The 21,521-nt window shown below is 71.2% G+C and carries 21 protein-coding genes; 9 read left to right on the top strand and 12 right to left on the bottom strand.

The features are described from left to right. Positions 1–9: 9 nt before the first annotated feature. Complete coding sequence (locus ABD223_RS39920) at positions 10–315, bottom strand: hypothetical protein (RefSeq protein WP_344042874.1); 306 nt, start codon at positions 313–315, stop codon at positions 10–12. A gap of 323 nt (positions 316–638) precedes the next feature. On the opposite strand from ABD223_RS39920, the gene ABD223_RS39915 reads away from it, so the two are divergent. Both ABD223_RS39915 and ABD223_RS39910 read left to right on the top strand, forming a co-directional pair. Further along, on the top strand, positions 639–1,778 hold the full coding sequence (locus tag ABD223_RS39915; protein WP_344042872.1) for a serine hydrolase domain-containing protein: 1,140 nt from the start codon (positions 639–641) through the stop codon (positions 1,776–1,778). A 251-nt stretch (positions 1,779–2,029) separates the two neighbouring features. Beyond that, positions 2,030–3,142 (top strand): serine hydrolase domain-containing protein, encoded by a 1,113-nt coding sequence (locus ABD223_RS39910; protein ID WP_344042870.1) that lies wholly within the window; start codon positions 2,030–2,032, stop codon positions 3,140–3,142. A 252-nt stretch (positions 3,143–3,394) separates the two neighbouring features. Here ABD223_RS39910 and ABD223_RS39905 read toward each other — a convergent pair whose 3' ends face one another. Then, on the bottom strand, positions 3,395–3,991 hold the full coding sequence (locus tag ABD223_RS39905) for a TetR/AcrR family transcriptional regulator (RefSeq protein WP_344042868.1): 597 nt from the start codon (positions 3,989–3,991) through the stop codon (positions 3,395–3,397). Between the two features lie 70 nt (positions 3,992–4,061). Here ABD223_RS39905 and ABD223_RS39900 point away from each other — a divergent pair, with 70 nt between their 5' ends. From ABD223_RS39900 to ABD223_RS39880, 5 genes are all read left to right on the top strand, one after another. Continuing rightward, positions 4,062–4,955 (top strand): NADP-dependent oxidoreductase, encoded by an 894-nt coding sequence (locus tag ABD223_RS39900; protein ID WP_344042866.1) that lies wholly within the window; start codon positions 4,062–4,064, stop codon positions 4,953–4,955. A gap of 142 nt (positions 4,956–5,097) precedes the next feature. Continuing rightward, complete coding sequence (locus ABD223_RS39895; protein ID WP_344042940.1) at positions 5,098–5,427, top strand: sensor domain-containing protein; 330 nt, start codon at positions 5,098–5,100, stop codon at positions 5,425–5,427. A gap of 456 nt (positions 5,428–5,883) precedes the next feature. Further along, positions 5,884–6,075 carry a hypothetical protein gene (locus ABD223_RS39890; RefSeq protein ID WP_344042864.1) on the top strand — a complete coding sequence of 64 codons (192 nt, stop codon included), beginning with the start codon at positions 5,884–5,886 and terminating at the stop codon, positions 6,073–6,075. A 69-nt stretch (positions 6,076–6,144) separates the two neighbouring features. Beyond that, positions 6,145–6,285 (top strand): hypothetical protein, encoded by a 141-nt coding sequence (locus ABD223_RS39885; RefSeq protein ID WP_344042862.1) that lies wholly within the window; start codon positions 6,145–6,147, stop codon positions 6,283–6,285. A gap of 69 nt (positions 6,286–6,354) precedes the next feature. Beyond that, positions 6,355–6,648, top strand: a complete 294-nt coding sequence (locus ABD223_RS39880; protein ID WP_344042860.1) for a hypothetical protein — start codon at positions 6,355–6,357, stop codon at positions 6,646–6,648. A 50-nt stretch (positions 6,649–6,698) separates the two neighbouring features. Here ABD223_RS39880 and ABD223_RS39875 read toward each other — a convergent pair whose 3' ends face one another. The 7 genes from ABD223_RS39875 to ABD223_RS39845 all read right to left on the bottom strand — a co-directional run bounded on the left by ABD223_RS39875 (position 6,699) and on the right by ABD223_RS39845 (position 16,337). After that, entirely contained in the window at positions 6,699–10,748 is a 4,050-nt protein-coding gene (locus ABD223_RS39875; RefSeq protein ID WP_344042858.1) for a TIGR02680 family protein, read from the bottom strand. Next, positions 10,745–11,977 (bottom strand): TIGR02678 family protein, encoded by a 1,233-nt coding sequence (locus ABD223_RS39870; protein ID WP_344042856.1) that lies wholly within the window; start codon positions 11,975–11,977, stop codon positions 10,745–10,747. The genes ABD223_RS39875 and ABD223_RS39870 overlap by 4 nt, the downstream gene beginning before the upstream one ends. After that, positions 11,974–13,524 carry a TIGR02677 family protein gene (locus ABD223_RS39865; RefSeq protein WP_425564091.1) on the bottom strand — a complete coding sequence of 517 codons (1,551 nt, stop codon included), beginning with the start codon at positions 13,522–13,524 and terminating at the stop codon, positions 11,974–11,976. The genes ABD223_RS39870 and ABD223_RS39865 overlap by 4 nt, the downstream gene beginning before the upstream one ends. A gap of 38 nt (positions 13,525–13,562) precedes the next feature. Beyond that, positions 13,563–14,792: a TIGR02679 family protein gene (locus ABD223_RS39860; protein ID WP_344042852.1), complete on the bottom strand. Its 1,230-nt coding sequence runs from the start codon at positions 14,790–14,792 to the stop codon at positions 13,563–13,565. Positions 14,793–14,805: 13 nt separating this feature from the next. Next, positions 14,806–15,594 carry a helicase-associated domain-containing protein gene (locus ABD223_RS39855; RefSeq protein ID WP_344042850.1) on the bottom strand — a complete coding sequence of 263 codons (789 nt, stop codon included), beginning with the start codon at positions 15,592–15,594 and terminating at the stop codon, positions 14,806–14,808. A 429-nt stretch (positions 15,595–16,023) separates the two neighbouring features. Then, entirely contained in the window at positions 16,024–16,197 is a 174-nt protein-coding gene (locus ABD223_RS39850; protein WP_344042848.1) for a hypothetical protein, read from the bottom strand. Next, a complete protein-coding gene (locus ABD223_RS39845) occupies positions 16,188–16,337 on the bottom strand; it encodes a hypothetical protein (RefSeq protein ID WP_344042846.1) in 150 nt (49 codons plus the stop codon). Before ABD223_RS39845 ends, ABD223_RS39850 begins: the two co-directional genes overlap by 10 nt. Before the next feature lie 66 nt (positions 16,338–16,403). Between ABD223_RS39845 and ABD223_RS39840 the strand changes: the two genes are divergently transcribed. Both ABD223_RS39840 and ABD223_RS39835 read left to right on the top strand, forming a co-directional pair. Further along, positions 16,404–16,643, top strand: a complete 240-nt coding sequence (locus ABD223_RS39840; RefSeq protein WP_344042844.1) for a hypothetical protein — start codon at positions 16,404–16,406, stop codon at positions 16,641–16,643. Between the two features lie 177 nt (positions 16,644–16,820). Further along, positions 16,821–18,575 (top strand): hypothetical protein, encoded by a 1,755-nt coding sequence (locus ABD223_RS39835; protein WP_344042842.1) that lies wholly within the window; start codon positions 16,821–16,823, stop codon positions 18,573–18,575. A gap of 523 nt (positions 18,576–19,098) precedes the next feature. Here the strand turns inward: ABD223_RS39835 and ABD223_RS39830 are convergent. From ABD223_RS39830 to ABD223_RS39820, 3 genes are read right to left on the bottom strand one after another with little or no spacing between them, the layout of a single operon-like run. Continuing rightward, on the bottom strand, positions 19,099–19,233 hold the full coding sequence (locus ABD223_RS39830) for a hypothetical protein (protein ID WP_344042840.1): 135 nt from the start codon (positions 19,231–19,233) through the stop codon (positions 19,099–19,101). A gap of 50 nt (positions 19,234–19,283) precedes the next feature. After that, a complete protein-coding gene (locus ABD223_RS39825; RefSeq protein ID WP_344042838.1) occupies positions 19,284–21,062 on the bottom strand; it encodes an ATP-binding protein in 1,779 nt (592 codons plus the stop codon). After that, complete coding sequence (locus ABD223_RS39820) at positions 21,059–21,370, bottom strand: transposase (protein WP_344042836.1); 312 nt, start codon at positions 21,368–21,370, stop codon at positions 21,059–21,061. Before ABD223_RS39820 ends, ABD223_RS39825 begins: the two co-directional genes overlap by 4 nt. Between the last annotated feature and the right edge of the window lie 151 nt (positions 21,371–21,521).

Here is a 21,521-nt window from a genome sequence, read left to right as displayed (position 1 = left end):
CGCATGCGGTCACAGGCGCGGCAGGTGGGCGGCGACCTCCGCGATGGCGTCGAGTGTGTCGTGGTCGAACTGCCCGCCGGCCGCGTTCTCGGCTTCGGCGACGGTAACCGCCGCACCGTCGCGGTCGCTGCCGTAGCGCGATCCGGTGAACTCGACGTGCCCCGGGTCCGACAGCACGCCGCCGAGCGGGGTGATGTCGCCGCTGCCGTGGATCTCCATCAGGCTGTCGAACTCGCGGGCCTCACGGGCGTTCGCCAGGCCGACCCAGGCCACCGACACCCTGACCCGCTTGCCGACCGGAGGGGTGAGCAGCACGCCGGGGCGAGCCGTTCCCCCGCCCCGCCGAAGACCGGGTCGTTGATCATCCCGGCGTTGAGGCCGCCGGCCACGTGAGGATCAGAAGCACAGGTTCACGCGAATCGAGCTGCCCGCCGTGGATTGCCCGTCCTGACGACAACATCGGGGTGCCACCACCACCTCGGCCTTCCAGCGGGCTGGATTGTCCACTCGGGGTGGAAGTCAGCAGCCTGGATCCAGCCGGTCACCGCAAGACCGACGTCCGCCGAGCCCAGGAGTTGGCTGCTTTGTCCACATCCTCTTACCAGCAGGACCGCCCTCCCCCCTCGCGGTACCGACAGGTGGTCACCACAACGGCGGCGGTGGTGCTCGTGGCGGGTGCCCTGGCGTTCACCGACCCGGTCGCGACCGCCGGGGTCGCGCCTCACCACGATGCGATCCAGCAAGGCATGGACAAGCTCGTCGGTGCCGACCGGCACCCGGGGGCGCTGGCCGCTGTTCGGGACCGGCGCGGCCGGACCCACCACTACACGGCCGGGGTGGGTGACCTGAGGACCGGCGGCGAGGTGCCGACGAACGGCAGGGTGCGGATCGGCAGCGCGAGCAAGATGTTCGCCTCCGTCGTCGTGCTGCAGCTCGTCGGTGAGGGCAGGGTCGAGCTCGACGCGTCGATCGAGACGTACCTGCCGGGTCTGGTCCGGGCCAAGGGCGTGGACGCCGACAGGATCACGGTCCGCCAACTGCTCCAGCACGACAGCGGCCTGCCGGACTACACCACGTCGATGTTCAAGTCCAAGGGCGACTTCCTGCTGTACCGGCACGTCTACCTCGAACCCCGCGAACTGCTCGACCTGGCGAACGCCAGGCAGGACGGGCGTGCCGCCGGCGGCGGTTGGTCCTACAGCAACACGAACTACCTCCTGGCCGGCCTGATCGCCCAGCGGGTCACCGGCCGCCCGTTCGACGAGCTGGTCACCACCCGGGTCATCCAGCGGATCGGTCTGCGCGACACCTACGCGCCCGAGGTCGGTGAGGAGGACGTCCGCGGCCGGCACCCCAGGGGCTACCAGCGCGATCCGGCGACCGACGAGCTGGTCGACTTCACGCGGATGGACCCGAGCTGGGGTTGGGCGGCCGGCCACCTGGTCTCCACGCCGGGCGACCTCAACACCTTCCTGCGCGCGCTGCTGGACGGGAAGTTGCTCGAACCGGCCCAGCTGGCGCAACTGCGCACCACCATCCCGACGGATCCGGAGTCGGGCCAGGGGTACGGGCTCGGCGTGTTCAGCATGCCGTTGAGCTGCGGAGGGGTCGCGTGGGGCCACGGCGGTGACATCCCGGGCTACGCGACCGTCAACGCGGCCACCGACGACGGTCGCGCGGCGACCGTCGTGGTCACCTCGCTCACCGGGTCGGTGCGGGACGAGTCCGTCGCCGCGGACCGGGGCGCGCTCGTCGACGCCGCGCTGTGCGCGAACTGACGTACGGCTGAGGGCTCGGGCGCCCCGGAGGTAGTGCTGGCTGTACCGGAGGTGTTCAGCACGGGGGATCGTGGGGCGGTGGAACGGCGACAACACTGGGTGAGGTCAGTGCACAGCGTTCAATTGGAGAGTGTCCCTTGTCGAATGATCTCAGTCCTCCGGCCGAAATCCGCCTGGGCCCCGCGCGCCGGCGTCGTGCGGTCGCAGCGGCGATGGCGGCGGTAGCGGTTGCCGGACTCACGCTGACGGAGGTGGCGTCGGCCGGCGCCTCGGGTGACAGGTCGAGGGCAGGCCACGACAAGACGCTGCAGGCGGGCTTGGAGGCGCTGGTCGCCGACGGGTCGCTGCCCGGGATGCTGATGTCGGTGCGAGACCGGAACGGGCGGGTGACGAACTACACCGCCGGGGTGGGTGACGTCCGGACGAGGTCGAAGGTGCCGACGGACGGTTACGTCCGGATCGCCAGCATCACGAAGATGTTCACCGCCGTGACGGTCCTTCAGTTGGCCGACGAGGGCAAGCTCGCGCTGGACGACGCGGTGGAGAAGTTCCTGCCGGGCGTGGTGCGGGGCACCGGCGACGGTGCGGCGATCGACGGTCGGACCATCACGATCAGGCGACTGCTGAACCACACCAGTGGGATGCCCACCGGGATCCCCTTCATGTCCAAGGGGATCCTGCCGATCAAGGACCGGTACGTCGAGACCCGGGAGGTGCTGGACGCGGTGCTGGCGCAGGCACCGACGTTCGCTCCGGGGCAGGACGGGGTGTGGGCGTACAGCAACAGCGGATACATGCTGCTGGGCCTGGTGGCGCAAAAAGCGGCGGGACGCCCCTTCGCCGAGGTGGTCACGGACAAGATCATCAACCGGATCGGGCTGAAGGAGACGTACTACCCGGGTCCGGGCGACCGCGACATCCGTGCCCCGCACCCCCGGGGTTACCTGTTCGCCAAGGACGACAAGGGTGATCCGATCGCCGGTGATCTGATCGACATCACCCGGTTCGACCCGTCGATCGCCGGCGCCGCGGGGCAGATGATCGCCACCCCGAGTGACGTGAACAAGTTCCTGGTCGCCCTCCAGGACGGTCGACTGCTCAAGCCCGGTCGGCTGGCGGAGATGCGTCAGGCCGTGGACGCGCCCGGCCTCTTCGAGGGTTGGCGTTACGGCCTGGGCGTCATCGAGATGAAGCTCAGCTGCGGGATCACCGCGTACGGCCACGGCGGCGACGCCGACGGCTTCCAGACCCGCGCCGCCATCATCCCCGACGGCCGGGCGGTCACCGTCGCCGGGACGAACGACGAAGTTCACCAGTACAAGGTCATCGCCCTCTTCGACAAGGCTCTGTGCGCCGCGAAGTAGGAGCTCCGCCCGCTCGCGACGGTCCTGCCGTGCGGTGGCCGGCAGCGGGGATCACGTGATCGAGCCTCGGTGGCAGCCCTCGGCCACCGAGGCTCGATGTGGGTTCGGGCCACCCGCGAGGCGCCGAGCCGCAGGCTCCGGCAGGCAACGCCGACGAGGTCCGGCCGTCGCGCGCCCGCGGGAGGAGATCACATGCAGGACCCGTCGGACTCGACGGAGGTCGCCGAGCCCGAGGAGAACGGCCGGACCTCATCACGAAGGCCGGAGGCGCGGGTGCATCGGCGTGACCTCCCAGGCCGCCTCGATCATCCGGAAGACCTCGTCGACCGCGGCCGCCGGATCGGGCGCCGAGCGGGCCAGCGAGTAGGCATCCACCACGAACCTCGCGATCGTCCGGCACGCCGTCGTGGCCTGCGGCAGGTCGAACTCGGCGGCGATCGCCGTCGCCACCGACTCGGCGTGGCGCAGCCTCATCGACTCCTCGTACTGGCGCAGGGCCGGCGATGCGTCGATCATCTGCCAGGTCGGCGCGGTGCTCTCCGCCGCGCAGTGCCGCACCATGGCGTGGATCTCGCGGCGCAGCGCGGGAATGAGCGGCTCGTCCGGCGCCCGGCCGGTGACCGCCTGGGTGAGGCGGTGTTCGAAGTCTTCGTCCTGCTCGAACACCAGCGCCTCTTTCGAGGCGAAGTGGGAGAAGACCGTGGTGACGGCCACGTCGGCCTCCGCGGCCACGTCTCGGATGCCCACCGCCTCGTAGCCGCGTTCGAGGAAGAGCCGCAGGGCGGTGTCCGCGATCTTCTGGCGGGTCGCGGCCTTCTTGCGCTCACGGCGCCCAGACGACACGGTCATCGCCTGATGCTATCAGGTACGAAACAGAAACTGTTCCAAAAACCTAACCGTTAGTGTTACCGTCGGCGGCATGAAGAGAGTGAGCTTCGCCGAGTTCGGCGGTCCGGACGTGCTGCGCCTCGTCGACGTCGAGGCGCCTCGTGCGGGCCCCGGTCAGGTGCGCATCGCCGTGCGGGCGGCGGGCGTGAACCCCGTCGACTGGAGGATCCGGGAAGGGCAGTTCCAGGAGATCAGTCCGATCGAGTTGCCCGCCGGGGTTGGGCAGGACGCCGCCGGAGTGGTGGACGAGGTCGGCGAGGGCGTCGAAGGGACCGAGGTCGGCGACCCCGTGTTCGGCATGGGCTCGAACACCTATGCCGAATTCGCCGTCCTGTCGGCCTGGGCCCGCATGCCGGAGCGGCTGACGTTCGAAGAGGCGGCGGGATACCCCTCCGTGGTGGAGACCGCGCTGCGCGTGATCGACCAGGCCGGCGTGGGGGCCGGGCAGACACTGCTCGTGAGCGGCGCGGCCGGAGGCGTCGGATCGGCGGTGCTGCAAATCGCTCGCGATCGCGGCATCAAGGTGATCGGCACGGCCGGGGCCGCCAACCAGGACTACCTGCGCAGCCTGGGCGCCCTCGCCACGACCTACGACGAGGGCTGGGTCGACCGGGTCCGGCGACTCGGCCCTGTCGACGCAGCCCTCGACCTGGCCGGCGCGGGCGTGCTCCACGACCTCGTCGAGCTGACCGGTGACCCGCGAAAGGTGATCTCCATCGCCGACTTCGGCACACCGGAACTCGGCACCCGGTTCTCCGGCGAGGCCGGGAGCATGCCGAACGCGCTCGCCGAGGCCTGCGCCCTCATCTCACGGGGAAAGCTCCACATCCCGGTCGACAAGTCGTACTCGCTCGCCGAGGCCGCGGCGGCACACGTCGACAGCCAAGCCGGCCACACGCGCGGGCGCCGCGTCGTGGTCGTCTGAACCTCCTCCTCGAAGTCGCACAGCGGCCCTGCCCGAAGTGACCCGCGGGCGGGGTCGCCGCGCCACCTCGGCCCGGTCGTCGGGTGCGAGGCCGAATTTCACGAAGATGCCACAGGGGCGCTTGTGCACTCCGCCTTCGGTGATGACGAACTCCTCGGCGATGACGGTGTCGCCGAGCCCTTCGGCCATCACGCCAACCGCTCGAGCCGACGGTGTCGACCGGACGGCCGATGCCGCTGCGCGCCTGGCAGGTGGCCTGGGCACGGCATTGCCCGCAATGGCCGTCCTGATCTGGGTCGGCGTGGTCGCGCTGCTCAGCTGCGTCGGTGTCGGCATCCTCCTGGTGCCCTCCGCCCTGCGTGTGCTGCGGGCGGTCGCGAACCGGGAACGAGCCCGCCTCGATGTTCTCGACCCCGGCCCCGTGCCGCGCGAGGCGCGCGCCGCGGCTGTGCGACGTGGCTGTGCGGCGTGAGCCGGCCTGGCTGCCGCCGCACGCCACAGTCGGCTTCGCTGTCGGGTTCATCGGAATCGCGATGCCGGTCACGATGCTGCAGAACACGACGTATCCGTTCTGGTACCGCTTGCTGCCGCCCGTGGACAACACCCCTGGCTTCCTCTTCTGGGACATCTTCCGGGATGTCATCGACCTCTCGGCGTACGCAGAGCAGGGCGGCTCAGAGCCGGTCCCCCGCCGCGCACAGCGCACCAGCGCGACGGAGTCCGCTGCTCGAGCCGGTGATCGGCAGGCAGGTCAACCCCGGTCACCGTGGGGCCGGCAACGGCACACGAGTTCGCAGGACCGAGCAAGGTCCTGCTGCGCTTCGAACTCATCGCACCATCACACAGAATCGAGGTGCAGCCTGCTCTACCTGACACCTGGGCGCCTGCGGTATCGGCAACACCGGCGAACACAACTAACTTCTCAGTCATGAACTTCTCGCCCACCCGCAGCCAAGCCCTGCTCGCGACGGTCCTGGTAGTCAGCGTCGCGGCCAACGTCGCCACTCAAGTACTCGGTCTGAGCCTCTACATCAGCGCCGTTTTCGGACTGATCGCCGTCGCCAGCGGCGTCATGCTGTTCTCCAACTACCGCAAGAACCGTGAGGATCCGCAGAACTGAAGCGGCCGATGCCCGTTCATCACGGGTGGTCACGTCCAGACCCGACTCGGGAGCTTCCACGCCTTCGGCGTGGAACTCACGACTCTGCCCACCCCGCGAGGAGCCGACTGCTTCGATTTCCTCACCAAGGACCACGGTGTCATCGCCGAGGTGATCCGAGAGGGGACGAAGGCGGCCGAGAGCCGGTTCCTGGGCCACCTGCACGATTGATTCTCCCAGGAGAAGCCAACCCTCCTCCGCGCCGAGAGCGACGCGCTATCCGGCGCTCGCGATGAACTCATGAAGTCGTTCCGCGCCGAACTGCTGAAGCACGCGACCCTGGACGAGCACCAACTGGTCGGCGTCTTCTTGGACATCAATGAACTACACCCCGCAGTCGCCACTACGTGCCAACTGCGGCGAAGTGCAGTAAACAAGCAGAGCCTCATTCTGCCAGTGCTGTTCCACAAGTGCCCTGACCAGCACAAACAGCGAACCGGCACGTCAGCCGGCGCCGTTCACCGCCGTTCGAAGCCGTCGCACGTCGTTCACCCCCACCGCCTGCTCCAGATCTGCTCCAACACAGCGGTGTGAACGACAGTGGCCTTCGCCCAACCCGGACCCCGACTCGCGACGAACCGCGCTCAGTCGTCCTCCGCCACCTCGTCATCGACCACCTCGGCGCCGTCCCACACGAACCGGGCGGTGGTGACGGCGTCGTCGTCGCCACCGCTGATCAACTGGTGGATCGCGATGCCGTCCAATTCGCGGTAGGTGCACCACTCGTGGTCGGAGGTGAGGACCAGGTCGAGGTCCAGCGCCGACAGCAGTGCGAACACCTGGCCGCGGTTGACGCTGTCGACCCCGACGAAGACCTCGTCCAGCAGGATGACCCGCGGCGCCCCGGCGACGGCCTGGTAGTGGGCGGCCACGGCGGCGAACAGCGGCAGGTGCAGCGCGATCGCCTTCTCACCGCCCGACAGCGCGCCGTGCAGCTTCTTGGTCAGGGGCTGCCAGCCCGTCCCGTTCATGCGGTCGACCTTCACCACGAACCGGTGCCAGGCCGTGTAGTCGAACACCTGCCCCAGCTGCTGCTCCCAGTTGGTGGCCGTCTCGTCGCCCTTGGCCTGTTCGACCCGGTCGCGGAAGAACCGGTGCAGCGACTCGCGGTCCTCCTCGGTCAACCGCACCGGGTCCTTGAGCAGGAGGTCACGCGCCGCTTTCGTGCCCGGTGGCAGCTCGGGCGAGACCTCCCACACCAACCGCACCGCCACCCTCGATGCGGTGCGCACGCGCTCCAAGCGGGCGTTCATGCCGTCGACCAGGTCGTGCGCCTGCCGTATCCGGGCGGCGAGGTGCCGGCGCGTGTCCCCCGTGAGGGTCCGGTCGAACAGCTCGCGCTCCTGCGCGGTGATGTCCTCCCTGCTGCGTTCCGCTTCGGACCGCAGCAGGTCGAACAGCGCCGATGCGCCGATCCGCACCCCGTCCACCATCGCGGAGAAGACCTGGACGTCCTCGTCGGAGTCGAGTTCGAGGTCGGCCCGACCGCCCAGCACCTCGCGGGAGGCGTGCACCTCCTCCGCCAACCGGTGCGCGGCGTCGCCGAGGTTCTTCGGCGAGTGGGGCAGCGTCGGCCACGTGGCCGCGACCGACCTCGCCGCGTCCAGCGCCGCCCGGACACCGCTCGACGCCGTCAGCACCTGCCTGAACGCGGCCAGGTCGTCCAGACCGCTGTCGGCGGGCAGGCTGTCGTCCGCCAGGTGCCGGAATCGCGCCGCGGCCTGGTCGCGCACCTCGGTGGCGCGGTCGCGGTCACGCGCGTCCGTGGCCCGCTGGGCGGTCAGTTCTCCCAGGCGCACAGCCAGGGTGCCGATCTCGTTCTGGTTGGTACGCGCTTCCCGCCTGACCGAGCCCAGCTGCTCGCGCAGCTCGGCGAGTTCGTCGAGCACCTGCCGGTAGTCGACGCCGATGGCGCCCTCCACGGCGTCCAGCTCGCTGTCGAGCCCGCGGGCCACGGCTTCGGCCTCGTCCGCCTCGTCCTCGCGCTGTTCGGCGGCGAGCCGGGACCGCTGGGCCTGCTCGGCGGTCCGGTCCGCTTCACGACGTGCCGCGAGCAGGGCCGCGTGCTCGTCGATCCAGGCGTCGGACGCGGTCCGGAAGGCGTCCACGGCGGCCACGACGGCGGTGAGCGCGTTCCGCTCGGCGGGCAGGCCGTGTTCGGCCGCCGTCGCGGTCAGCGCGCGCAGGGCGCGGTCCACGCGCTGCTCGCTCTTCGCCAGGCCGTCCAGCGACCGCCGAACCACACCGTCGGCGCTGGAGACCGCCGAATCCGCCCGGGTCAGGTCCTCCAGCGCCGCGTTTGCGTCGGTGTGACGGGGCCGGTCTCGCCGGTCTGCCTCGACGTCGGCCCTGCGTCCGGCCAGCGACCGCAAAGCGACCGTGTGCGCCTCGATCAGCTCCTCCGACGCGGCGATCCGCTCGCGCAGTTCGGTAAGCCGGCGTTGCCGGGCCCGTTGCCTGGCGAGCGCGCCGATGTGCGATGCCTCGTCCTTGCGCCAGGTGCCGCGCAGGTTGCCCGTGCGCCAACCACCGTCGGCTCCGATGGCGACCGGGTGACCTGTGGGCAGAACCTCCCCGTACGCCGCACCACCGAGCAGGCGGGCGACGACGTCGACGGCCACGGGCGCGTCGACCTCGGGTACGAGGACGTCGGCGAGTGATCGACCCGGCGCCGGCGGCACGGCGCCGGGTACGGCGAACGTGTCGTGCCCGGTGACCGCGCCGTCGTGGCCGACCCAGGCGTCCAGGAGACCGGACGCCTGGAGCGCGGCCTCCACCGACGCGCGGACGTCGTCGGGCACCGCGTCGGCGAAGCGGACCAGGCGCCACAGAGGCGCGCCGGTCATGGCCACCCGGTCCGCGGTGCGCGTGTGCGGCGGCAGGGGAGGCAGGTCCTCCTCGGCGAGCAGCCGCCGGACCTCGTCGCGCAGTGCATCCCGATCGCGCTCGGCGTTCGCCAGCGCTGCCCCGACCAGGGTCTCGTCCCGGGTGATGGCGCCCAGCACACGGCTCGCGGCGGAATCGATCTCGGTCAGCACGGCGGTCTCCGACGCCGCGAGGTCGGCCAGCACCCCGGGGTCGGCGAAGGTGAGTTCACGGCAGTCAGCCGCCCACGCCAGGACGGCGGCCCGGAGCTCCGCGAGCGCGGCCTCGCGCCGGTCGGCGACCTCGGCCCGCCGTTCGGTGACCTCCGCCAGGGTCTCCCGCGCCTCTTCGAGCGTCCCTTCCGCGTCCCGCCTGCTGTTGAGCGCCACCTCGTGCTCGTTGAGCGCGGCGCGCACGGCCTCGACCTGCTCGGCACGCGCTTGCACCGCGGCGCGCAGCAGGGCCCGTGACCGGGAGGGATCGGTGAGGACGCGGGCGACCTCGGCGTGCACCGAGGCGAGGCCGACACGGGCGGCGGCGGTCGAGGCGCCGTCGGCCAGCGTTCCCGCGGTCGCGGCCCGTGCCTCCGCGTGCCGGGCAGCGGTGCCGGCCGCGTCCTCCTCGGTCCGGGCGACCTGGCGGTGGCGGGTCGCGTCGGCGCGCCGCTTCCCGGCGGTCGCACGGGCCTCGCGCACGCGGGTCCGCAGCCGGTCGAGCTGTTCACCCCTCCGGTACGCCTCGCTGCCGGTCAGGCCCTGGATGCGCCCCTCGGTCCCGACGATGCGCTGCTCCAGCAGCTCGCCGCGTTCCTCGGCCTCCTGTTTGCGCCGGTCGGCGCGGCGGTGCTCGTCTTCCGAGAGCTTCGCGGCGTCCGCGAGGTTGCCCAGCTCCGTGGTGGCGGAGATCAGCTTCGCCGCTGCGGCGCGCAGCACGCGTTGCGCGTACGCGCGTTGCCTGGTTGTGAGGCGCTGCGCGGTCTCCAGCTCGGCGTCGAGGCATTTGAGCTGTTCACGCTGCCGGTCCAGGCGCTCGAAGCCCTCCGCGAGGTCGCTGATCTCCGTCTCGCCCAGCGGCGGCAGCGCCTTGGACAGCAACGTGGACAGCAGCCCGGGGTCGAGCCGTTGCGAGAGCTTCGGCGTGCGGAGCTGGAGCAGGGCCGTGATGAGCGCGTCGTAGCGCTGCTCGCTCAGGCCGGGGAACAGGGTCGAGCGCACGGCCGCCCGGTAGTCGGCCGCGTTCTGGTGGAGCGTGCCCCGGTCGCCGAGCGCGGCTTCCAGGGCCTTGCCGGTGAGGGGCGCGCCGTTCGGGTCGGTGAGGTCGAGGCCACCCGGCACGCCGACGCGCTGCCGGGTGGTGAAGTAATCCGGGTGCACCGCGGTGGTGTGCCGGGTCGCGGCCAGCCGCGCACCGCACGAGAACCACTCGTCCGGCGAGCCGTCCGCACCGGGGAAGCGGAACTCCAGCCACACGTACCCGACTCTCGTGGCGCCGGTCGCCCCTTCCCCCATCAGGTTCCAGTGCATGGTGCGCTCGGACGTGCCGAACGTGGAGAGCCGGTTGGCGCGCAGGTTGGCGTCGAACAGGAACGGCAGGAGCAGCTCCAGCGCCTTCGACTTGCCGGTGCCGTTGGGGCCGCGCAACAACAACCGCCCCTTGTGGAACCTGAAGACCTCGTCGTAGTAGCGCCACACGTTCAGGATCCCGGCGCGTTCGGGCACCCACCTGGTCACCGCATCGCTCTCCACGCGCGGCAGCTCGGTCACCGTCATGACCCGTCCTCGACGTCGTCGGCGCTCGTTTGGGTCACCGCGTAGCGGCCGGCGGCGGGCCGGGCGCGCACGACACCGCCGTCGAGCCGGACGAGGCCGAACGCCCTGAGCACGTCCAGCGCGTCGGCGACCAGTCGCGTGGCCCCGTCCTCGCCGCGGTAGCCCTTGGCCCACCGGGGGAAGCGGCCGAGCAGTGCGTCGGCCTCGGCGCGCAGCTGCTCGACGGCGACCTGCCCGTTCCCGGTCGTGATCACGTCGAGGAGCAGCAGGGCGGCGACCTTGGCGTTGCCGGAGTCGTCGGGGAACCGGCCGTCCGTGGCCACGCCGTCCGGGTCGATCAACATGACGCCTTCGGCGCGTTCCTCCACCAGCAACCCCGCCTGATCGGCGGCCCGGCGCAGGAGCTGCCCGCCGGTCGGTGACGACAGGTAGGCGAGTTCCGCGGGTGTCAGGTCGTCGCGGTGCACGACCGGGTCGTCCACCAGCTTGCGGAACACCGAGTGCCGCAGCCACAGGTTGCGCTGGACCTCGGACACCGGCTCGTCGGCATCGCCGTAGCGCCGTTCGCGGGACAACCGCGTCAGCAGCTCGGTGAAGCGCGGCGGCACCTCGTCGGCCGGGACCGCGACTTGCGACGCGCCCACCGGGGCCGCCAGCAGGCGCATGAGCAGCGTCGCGTCGACCCGGTAGAGGACTTTCGCGTCGGTGGAGTCCACGAACGACTCGGTGGCGCCGTCCACCACTTCGACCGCGCCGACCGACTCCAGCAGTCGCAGCGCGTCGACGAACGCCATCCGCTCGGCGCGGCTGGACGTGTCGAACGGCGGCAGCACCGGGTCCGCGGCCGACGCCTGGACGACGCGGTCCGCCAGCAGCCCGACCGTGGTCACCGGCGCCCCCAGCAGCTCGGCGGCCACCACGCACAGCAGGGTGTACCGGCGGCGGTCGAACGGCGCCCGCCCCGCGCGGTGCCGTCGCGCCGGGCGGGTGGGGTCGGTGGCGACCCGGACCTTGGCCAACCGCGCGTACCCCAGGCGGGGTTCGACGACCAGCGACCACCCGCAGTAGTAGTCGAACCACTTCCCGACGGGTTCACGACGCCTGCGCACGAGGTCGAATGCCTCCGGTGCGGCCTTGGCGCCGATCAGCGGTGCCGCCAGCAGCAGTCGGATCGCCCGCGCGACCTCCTCGCGCTCCGCGATGACCAGTTGGTTCGCCAGGTTGCTCATCCGGTCGCCCCTTCGGCAGCCCTCTGCGGCCGCCGTGCCGCGCGACCACCGGGCGTGCGGATCTCGATGTCGTAGTCCGGGCCGGTGAACACGCCGCGCGGCGTCCTGAGCACCGCCTGCTCGCGGTGCGCCCCCGGCGGCCTCACCAGGACCTCCACCCGCCCGTCGCCCGTGGTGGCCCGGTGGACGCCGTGCCGGTCCGGCGCCGCGGTCAAGGCCCGCCCGAGGAGGTCGAGCAGCCGTTCGAGCACCTCGTGGTCCAACCGCCCGAACCGCGACAACCTCGTGCCACCACCGGTGTCCAACCGGTCCCACGCGGCCTTCAGCGCGGCCCGCTCCGCACGAGCCGACTCGGCGCGCGCCGCCTTGACCGCGGCCACGTCGCGCACCCGCCCGGTGCGGCTGAACCGCTCCGTCCGCCCCGCGCTGCGCAGCAACGCCGACACCTCCACCGGCGGTGCGTCGACCCACCGGCTCGATGAGCTGACCAGTTCCGGGTCGGGGTGCGCGAGGTGCGCGTGCCGGGCCGAACCGAGCCCGAAGGCGGTCGACCACAGCAGGTGCAGGTCCTCCTCCGCCGGCGCGACCGCGAACCAGCGCGCCAGCTCGCGGAAGTCGGCCGCCGCACTGGTCGACCTGCGCCTGGACTCGGTGATCCGGTCGAGCACCTGCAACAACGCGATGATCGCGCGCCTGGCGACCACGAACAGCTGCTGAACCCTGGGCGTGCCGCCGTCCACCGGCAGGAACCACGCCCGCAGCCCTTCCCACCTGGCCCGGCGTAGCTCCAACCACGCCACCGCCGGGTTGTCACCCGAGGTGGGCGGGAGTTCGGCGCCCACCAGCGCGCGGTGGTGCAGGAGGGCCACTCCGCGTTCCTCGACCAACTCGACCCGGTTGGCGATCGCGTGCGCCCGCTGCTCCAGGTTCGTGGTGAACTCCTGGAGGTACGCCACGGTCGCCGACTTGACCTCGCGGAACGTCTCCTGATCAGCCCCCTCGGCGCGCAACAGGCGCTGGAGCTCGCCGTTGAACTGCTTGGTGTTGCCCCGCAACGCCTCCAGGTGCCCCTCCAGCTCGACCAGCGTGCCGAAGATCCGGCGGTCCGGCACACCGGGATCGCCCAGCCGCGCGACCAGCTCACCGAGCCGGTCCGCGATCGCGTCGAGCACCGCCGTCTGGAGCGCGCCCGTCGAGGCCAGCACGCCCATCGCGTGCACCACACCGGCCAGGGCGGCTTCACCGCGCTTGGTCAAGGAGTACTGGAGGTTACGCCGCTCGTACTCGTCGGCGGTCCGGTAGTTCTCGGCGTGGTTCTGGGTGACGTCGAGCAGCCGCCAGTCGCGCAGGCTCCCCAGCGCCTCGGTCAGGTCCTTGTCGTCCAGCGGGTCGAGCCACCCTACCGAGCGGAGCCGCGCCCGCACGTCGTCCAACCCGAGAGCGGTCTCCAACCGCTCGTTGGCCTCGCCGAACGCGTGCAGGATCGCCACGTACAGCTCGGCCCGCTCGCCCGTGGTGAACCGGAACATCTCCGGCGGCACGCGCATGGCCTCCACGAGCACCCTCCTCCCACCGGTCGAGCACGCTACGGCAGACGGCCGACATCCCGTCCGCACTCGTCGAGTTCGTCCAACAGCCGCGCGGTGACCCGTTCCTCCGGGACCGCCAGCCCGTGCTCGCGCATCGCGTCCGCCAGCCCGTCGTCCCACGGCGCCTCGGTGACCCGCCCCACCGACGTGCCGACGCGTGCGCCGCCCAGCGCCGACAGGTAGTCGCCGGTGGCCATGCGCCACGGCACGGCGCCGGTGCGCGCCACCACGTGCGCGGCGATCCGCACACCCTCGCCGTCGAAGTCCCCGTGGTAGCGCAGCGTCGCCCCGGCCGCGGCCAGACCACGCAGGAGCACGATCACCGCGCTGTTGGGCCAGCCCGACGTGCACACCACCGGCGGGCACGAAGCCCCGAACCGGGCCACCGCCACCGCGAGCACGCTCGGGTTCTCGAACACCCACGCGTTCCCCGGTGCCCCGACGAACGAGGTCGCCCGGACCTGCGCCAACGTCAGGGCCGCGACGTGCCCCGCGTCGGCGCACACGCGCAGCACCCCTCCCCCGACACCGCCCAACCGCAGGCCGGCGACCAGGACGACCGGGGACAACTCGTCCTCGACCACCCCGGCGCGCTCCCACAGCGCCCGCCGCTCCTGCGCGTCCCCCGGCGGGTCGACGCCGTAGAGCGCCGCCAACGCCCGCAGGACCAGCCCGGCGCACCGCGTTCCCTCGTCCAGGGCGTGCGGGTCGGAGAGGACGGCCTCCGCCAGCACCGGCAGCGGCACACCTGTCGCGGGCAACGCGGCGACGACCCGCAGGGCCCGGTCGAGCCCATCCCCCGTGCGCTCGACGGAGCCACCGACGAGCCCGGCCCGCCGAACGGCGTCCACCCACTCCAGCAACGCCGGCTGGGCCACCACCACGGGGTGCCCGGCCAACCACGCCCACAACTCGGAGCGGGCGCCGGTGGCGAGCGCCCGGCGCCCGGCCAGGTCGTCCAGCGGACCCAGCAGGGCCACGACGACCTCGCGCACCCCCGCCTCCACGGACTCCCGGAGCAACTCGTCGAGCCCGACCACCGACACCGTCGCGTACCGACCCGGCAGTCGATCGGCCCCCAGCAGGTCGGCCACGGCCGACCGCTCCTCCTCGTCGAGGGGACCGACCTTCACCCGGCTGACCGGACGCCCCGACGACAACCGGTCGTGCACGGCCCGCCACAGGGGCCGCAGGGCGGCGGAGTCGAGCCCGTTCAACGAACGCACGACCCCAACCCTGTCAGAGCCCACCTCCGCGGCCCCCGACCGGGATGACGTACCCCAGCCTGAGCAGGGCCTTGCGGAACTTCAGCTCCTGGTCCGGCCGCACGGCGAGGTGGCGGTCGCCGATCGGGCGGCACAGCGCGCGCAAGGCGCGGTCGCCGACGATCAACGCGGCGAGCGCGGGATCGGCGCACTCGATGACGCGGACGTGGCCGAGGTCGGTCAACTGCGAGCTCCGCCGTTCGACGTCCGCGACCAGCGTGCGTAGCGCGTCGGGCAGGTCGTGCCCGGTCCGCTCGGTGAGGAAGTCGACGAACTCGCCGAGGTCACGGCCGTTGTCGAGTGCTGTGAGCAGACCGGCCGCCGACACCCTCCAGACGCGGTCGGCGGTCTGCTCCGAGTGGGCGGACAGGACGAGCCGATCCGCGGCGCCGATGTCACCCGTGGCGACGACGTCGAGGGTGGGCAGCACCTTCAGCGGCCGGGCTCCGGTGGTCCTGGGCTTGGCCGGTTGGTACGCCTCGGTCAGGCCGAGGGCGTAGGCCCCCAGCGCGGTGAGCCTGATCGCCACCAGCCCGTCGTAGCGGCTCAACGCGTCCAGGTCGTCGCCGCCCCAGTTGTCGACGTAGTCGTCGCGCGCGCCGCGCGGGTCGACGTAATCGAGGTCGACCAGCCCCAGCGTGCCCGCGTACTCGAACAGCACGGCCAGGGTGTAGCGACCTTCGAGGAGTTCCCAGTCGTGGTGCCCGGCGTAGCCGAGGCTGCCGTACTCCGGGTCGACGAGGTAGAGCTTCCACAGCGCCACGTCGCCGGGTCTTCGCCGCGGTGAGCACGTTGCGGGCCTGCTGGCCCTTGATCTGCTCCACCCGGCTGAACTCGTCGATCGCCGCGTGGGTGAGCCGGCGCCGCCACAGGTTCCGAATGGCCTCGGCGGACGGCTTCCCGAGCGCCGCACGGCCCTTCGGGGCCAACCGGAGGCGGGCGCCGTCGAGCGCCGCCAGGCCGCCGGCCTGGAGCAGCAGCGGCCACGCGAACGCCGCGATGGGCTCCTCGGGGTAGAAGTCACCCTGCACCAGGTGCGCGCCGACGGTACGCACGGTCGCGGCGGACGGGCGACTGGTCTTGTCGCTGCACCTCACCTCCCCGGCCGCGCACAGTTCCAGCACGGCGCGCAGGTTGGCCAGGGCTTCCTCCTCCGTGCACCGCACCTGCTCCGGCCAGGACTCCGCCCCGTTCACGTCCCCTTCGCCCAGCAGCGGTAGGCATCGATCCACTGCGCGCCTTCCGGCGGCGAAGCAGACAGCGGCAGGTCCAAGAGGGATATCCGTTGCTTCGACTTCCCGCGCACGCAGACAGCCACGACCCGCTCGTCATGGGTCAGGTCCACCCCCGTCACGGTCACGTCCACGCCCAGCACCACCGTCCGGAACGGCACGGCACGGCGAGGTGCTCCTCGACCATGGTGTGGAATCCCGTGACGCACTCGCTGCCGTCGTGGCAGTCGACAGTCGCCTCCGCGATCAGCGCCACCCGGTTCGATCGGCCCACGCGACGAGGTTCCCGCACCAGGCGACGGGACTTCCGCGAGCACGCGGCACGTGGTACCTCGTCGTGGTGATCGCGAACGCCGGCATCTTCGCCGCCGCGGCGTCGACCACGGACGTGCGCAGCACGACCGGCGGCACCCCGGTCGTGGTCGCCGTCCGCATCCGGCTCAGCGGTGTCCGGCGCGACTTTTCACGGGTTTCCCCACCCCGTCCGACCACCTCCGCGACCACCACGAACCCGGACCAAGCGGCCAACGCCGGCCCCACCGCTCCGCACCTGCGGGAACCGCGGCCCCGGCGACGCTGATCACCCCCGCGTCCGGGTGCCGTCACCAGCGACGTCCTCGTACGGCACTGCCACAGCACCATTCCGGCACCGGCCGACCCGGAGGATTCGGGCTACCCGCGAGGCATCGAGCCGTAAACTCCGGCAGTCAACGCCGACGGGGTTCGGCCGTTGCGCGCGCCTGCGGGAGGAGATCGCATGCAGGACCCTTCGGACTCGACGGAGATCGCCGAGCCTGAGGAGGACGGCCGGAGCGACACCATCGACTCCCCCGTCGTGGGCGATCCGACGTCCGAGGCGGACATCGACGCGACGACGTCGACGGTCCTGGTGGAGGTGCTCCCGGGGGTGGCCGTCGTCGCCGGCGAGGTCCCGCCGGAGCTGAAGCCCGACCTGATCGACTTCGGGATCGTGCCGGCCGCCGACCGCGAGCAGATCTCAGCGATCCTCGCGTCGATCGGGCACGCGGCGACCGTGGTCGGCAACCTCGGGAACGCGTTCGCCAGCGTGCGGGGGCTCTACAGGATCGGCGGCACGGCACAGGCCCTGCTGAACAACGGCGCGACGCTCGCCGTCAAGGACGGCGGGAACCTCGGAGCGGTGATGGTTCGCGGCCGCGTCCTGCACCAGGCCCGCTTCTACCCCGTGACTGCGCTGAGCAAGGCGCGGATCGCGGCCTCGGTCGGGCCGGCGCTGGCCATGATCGGTCTCCAGATGATGCTGAGTGAGGTCTCGGGCCTCGTCAGGACCAACCTCGCGGTGACGAATCAAGTCCTCACCACCATCCGCAAGGACCAGTGGGCCGAACTGACGGGGCTGGTCGCCACCATCGATCGCGCGGTCGACCAGGCACGGGAGATCGAGTCGGTCCCGACCTCCTTGTGGGATGACGTCGCAGGCAGCGGAGCGCTGGTGCAGAAGCAACTTGAGCTCTACCAGGGAAACGTCCGCGATCACGTCAAGCAGATCGATCGGGCCGACGCACGCACCCATCGCGAGTACCTGCAGACGAACGCCGAGGCGATCGCCTTCGACGTCCACGCCCTCCTGTCCTCCCTCAACGCATGGACCGGGTACCACGCGCTTCGCGCCGCGAGGGCGAGAGCCGCTGGAAACGAAGACGTCGCCGAGGCGCGATACGCCGAGGTCATCGCACGCGACACCCGCGAGGAATTCGACTCCACCCTCACCGAGACGACGAGCCTCGTCAACGCGCTGACGCGGGAGCTGCGGATCACCTCCGAACTCCGCGGCCCCGACGGATGGCCACTGCGGGGAAAGCGGAAGGACGTGAAAGCAGCCCGCGAAATCTCCACCCGGCTCCTGGAAACGATCGAGCCCCTCTCCGACGCCCTCCACCCGCCGATCTCTCCGCTCGAGGCTCCCGGCGTCGTCTGCGCACTCGAATCACTGGATCCAGAGCCGCACCTTCGCATCCTGCGATGGTTCTTCAAGGACGGTGAAACCCTACGAGCCCTCGGCTTCCCCGACCAACTCCACACCCTCGATCCCATTTCCGCGATCGTCGGCGGAGCCATGGAGAAGCTGGCGGCAGTGATGGAAAAAGCCCAGGCAAAGACACTGGTCGCCATCACGGACCGCCGCATCATCACGGCCACCGCAAACGCATTCCTCAAGCAAGCCGAAATCCGTCAAGACATCCCGATCGACCAAGTGCGCTACGTCCGAGCAGCAACCACACAGGATGAAAGCTCACACTCGGCGATCGACCTCATCACGCGTGACGAGAACATCCGGTGGCTCTTCCACGCCGACATCGACAACTCTCAAGTGGACGCGTTCGCCGCCGTGCTTGCCGAGTCGATGACCATCCCGGACGCCGAACGCGACGAACTTCAGCGGCGGAGCCACGCCTCCACCAAGGCGGGAGAGAAGAGCGAGAGCGCCAACACGAGGTCCACCGAACCAACTGGATCCGAAGCCACGACCTGACCATCGCCCCGCAAACCACGGTGCGCGCGTCAGGACCCCACCAAGCCCGCCCGTCAGACCATCCACGCGCCGCAGTCAGACCCGAGATGCACGGACTACAGCCCATCAACGAACTGCACCCAAAAACGGCTGATGAACGCCAACTGCGGCGAAGTGCAGCCAACAAGCGGAGCCCCACTCCGCCAGTGCTGTTCCGCAAGTGCCCTGACCAGCACAAACAGGGGAACGCCACGTCAGCCGGTGCCGTTCACCGCCGTCCGAAGCCGTCGCACGTCGTTCAACTCCACCGCCTGCTCCAGATCTGCTCCACCCACCGCAGCATGAATAGCCGAAGAGGCCGAACTCAACCGTCGAACACGCGTTCCCCACGTGCGGTGCGGAACTCGGTCCGCACCCGCAGCGCCGACGCCAACCTGCCGGGCAATCGCTCGCCCCGCTCGTGCCACGCCGCCGTCGTCGCCTCGTCGGGGAAGCCCGAGCTCGCCGGATCGCTCCGGTCGTAGACGGCCTGGAACTCCTCGTCTCACCCATCGATCGCCGCCGCCAGGTCGGACGGCGCACCGAACTCGACCACGACCCGCTCGACAGAGCAATTGTCGGCGATCACCTCTTCCGCAATGCGGACCCAGAACGGGAAGCACTCCCACTCCGGTGCCACGCGGACCAAGACCAGTCGCCCTGTTCGCCATCCTTGACGACTTGACCGAGTCAAGCTCCGCGCCCGTCCGCGGCTTCCACCGCCGACGCTTGTGCCCGCGCCAGGACCTCCTCCTCCGCCAATGCCGTGGGCGGGTGGTGGCTCAGGCACATCGGCACCTGGACCTTCGACAGCCCGGTTCCCTCGGTGGCGCCGTAGAACTGACCGGCGGGCAGGCGGGAGACGTCGTCGATGCGGCCGCCCTTGGCACGCGCCAGGTCGCTTGCCGCCTGGATCTGCACGGGCGCGTTGAGCAGGCCGAAGAACTGGGTCGCGGCGTTGCCCGAGACCACGTTGTGCAGCGCCTTGGGGGCCTGTGTCGCGTAGACCATGCCCAGCCCGCACTTGCGCGCCTGGGACGCCAGGGTCAGCGTGCTCTGGGTGGAGGCGGTCGTGGTGCGCGAGGACACGAACGTCTGCGCCTCGTCCAGCACGAACAGCCCGCCGAGCGGCCGGTCCCTCGCGGGGTTGCGCTTGATCCACGAGAACAGGGCGAGCTGGAGCTGGTTGACGAAGGTCTGCCGCTGGTCGTCGTTGGGCAGGCCGATGCAGCTGATCACCGACACCCTGGCCCGCTTGCCGGCCGGAGGGGTGAGCAGCACACCGGGGTCGAGCCGCTCCCCCGCCCCGCCGAACACCGGGTCGTTGATCATCTCGGCGTTGAGGCCGTCGGCCATGTCGGCGGCGAGGCGCGGGGCGTCCCGCACGGTGCTGATCCCGGGCGGCAGGTCGGCCAGGAACGCGAGGAAGTCCCGCAGCTCACCGCCCCCGCCGCGGACGAAGTGCGTCAGGGCCTGGGTGAGGACCGCTCGGCCGGTGGTGGCCTTGCGTCCACCGAGGTTGGTGCGGGGCACCAGTCCGGCCACGGCCGCGTCGATCGCGGTGCGGAACTCGTCCGGGTCGTCGGGTTCGCGGTCGAAGCCGGGCAGCGGGTCGAGGGTGAGCGGCCTGCCCGCCTCGCGCCGGGGTGTCCAGACCACCACGTCGGTGTCGCGCAGGTAGCGGTCGGCGCGTTCGGCGTCGCCGGGTTCCCAGAGAGCGGGCGGGGAGGGCCAGGGATCGCCCAGCCGGGCGAGGTCGTTGTTGGTGTCGATGAGGATCGAGGAGACCCCGTGCAGTGCGACCTCCTCGACCAGGCGGCGCAGCAGCACGGTCTTGCCCGAGCCGCTGCCCGCGAAGACGACGGTGTGCTTGCGCAGCAGGGCGAGCGGGACGGTGAACGGCGTGCCGGTCACGACGCCGGTGCCCAGGCGCACGCTCGGCTCGTCGGTGGCGAGTTCCCCCACCGCCTCGGCGGGCTCTCCCGGTGCGTCGGTCTCCTCCGACGAGGTGGCGGGCTGGTCGGCGGTGACGTCGGACAGCGTGCCACTGACCCCCGGCCACTCCGGCGCCGGGCCGGTGTCGTCGTGACAGGCCTGCGGCACGGACGTTGTCGCGAAGTGGTCGAGGTCGGCCAGCGCTCTGGTCAGCAGCCGCGAGGAGGTCGCGGGGCGGCGGGTGAGCAGCCACGGCAGGAACCCCGGCGGTGACTGGTCGCGCATCTTCTCCAGAGCGGTGAACAGGCGCAGGTCGCTCTCGGCGATCGGCAGGTCCAGGCCCCCGTCGGCGCGGAACGCCTCCAGCGCCGCCGTGGTGGCGGGCCCGCCGGAGAAGGCCGTGTTGCGCAGCACGACCAGGTGGCGCTTGTCGTGGCGGGCCACCCAGCCGCGGTAGGTGGAGGAGGCGACACCGAGGACCCGGAGGACGAACTCGACCCCGAAGCGGCCGCGAAGCTGCTCGACGAGCTTCACGACCGTCGCCGGGCCGGATCGAGTTCCGCCGCGAAAAACGCGGACGCGGTCTTGAGGATTTCGTTGGCCCGCTTGAGCTCCGCGTTCTCCTTGCGCAGCCGACGCAGCTCCTCCGACTCGGTCGCGGTGGGCCTGTCGTCCCGCTCGCTGCGGTCGGCCTCGTCCTGCCGGATCCAGTTCCGCAACGCCTCCGGGTGCACGCCCAACTGCTCGGCCAGACGCCGGATCACCGGCTTGGGATCCGATTCCCGGTACAACCGGACAGCACGGGACCTCAACTCGTCGGGGTACTTCTTCGGTGGTGCCACGGACCGACTCCCTTCAGGCCCTATCGGACCATGCCTGGAAAGCCACCGGGCTACCGGGGGTTCCTCTGTGTTTGTCAAGGCGTTGGGTCGGGCTCGGTTGTAGGCTTTGGTTTGGCGGGTTCGGGAAGTGACTTTTCCGAAGAGTCGGCTG

It is taken from the genome of Saccharothrix xinjiangensis, from assembly GCF_039527585.1.
Taxonomy (GTDB): domain Bacteria; phylum Actinomycetota; class Actinomycetes; order Mycobacteriales; family Pseudonocardiaceae; genus Actinosynnema; species Actinosynnema xinjiangensis.
This window is presented reverse-complemented; position numbering and strand designations above follow the sequence as displayed.

What these genes read in the sequence shown, in the direction of transcription:
- ABD223_RS39900 (WP_344042866.1), top strand. Translation starts at nt 4,062, where the DNA reads ATGAAGAGAGTGAGCTTCGCCGAGTTCGGCGGTCCGGACGTGCTGCGC.
- ABD223_RS39865 (WP_425564091.1), bottom strand. Translation starts at nt 13,524, where the DNA reads ATGCGCGTGCCGCCGGAGATGTTCCGGTTCACCACGGGCGAGCGGGCC.
- ABD223_RS39880 (WP_344042860.1), top strand. Translation starts at nt 6,355, where the DNA reads ATGAAGTCGTTCCGCGCCGAACTGCTGAAGCACGCGACCCTGGACGAG.
- ABD223_RS39875 (WP_344042858.1), bottom strand. Translation starts at nt 10,748, where the DNA reads ATGACGGTGACCGAGCTGCCGCGCGTGGAGAGCGATGCGGTGACCAGG.
- ABD223_RS39895 (WP_344042940.1), top strand. Translation starts at nt 5,098, where the DNA reads ATGACGAACTCCTCGGCGATGACGGTGTCGCCGAGCCCTTCGGCCATC.
- ABD223_RS39890 (WP_344042864.1), top strand. Translation starts at nt 5,884, where the DNA reads ATGAACTTCTCGCCCACCCGCAGCCAAGCCCTGCTCGCGACGGTCCTG.
- ABD223_RS39835 (WP_344042842.1), top strand. Translation starts at nt 16,821, where the DNA reads ATGCAGGACCCTTCGGACTCGACGGAGATCGCCGAGCCTGAGGAGGAC.
- ABD223_RS39905 (WP_344042868.1), bottom strand. Translation starts at nt 3,991, where the DNA reads ATGACCGTGTCGTCTGGGCGCCGTGAGCGCAAGAAGGCCGCGACCCGC.
- ABD223_RS39870 (WP_344042856.1), bottom strand. Translation starts at nt 11,977, where the DNA reads ATGAGCAACCTGGCGAACCAACTGGTCATCGCGGAGCGCGAGGAGGTC.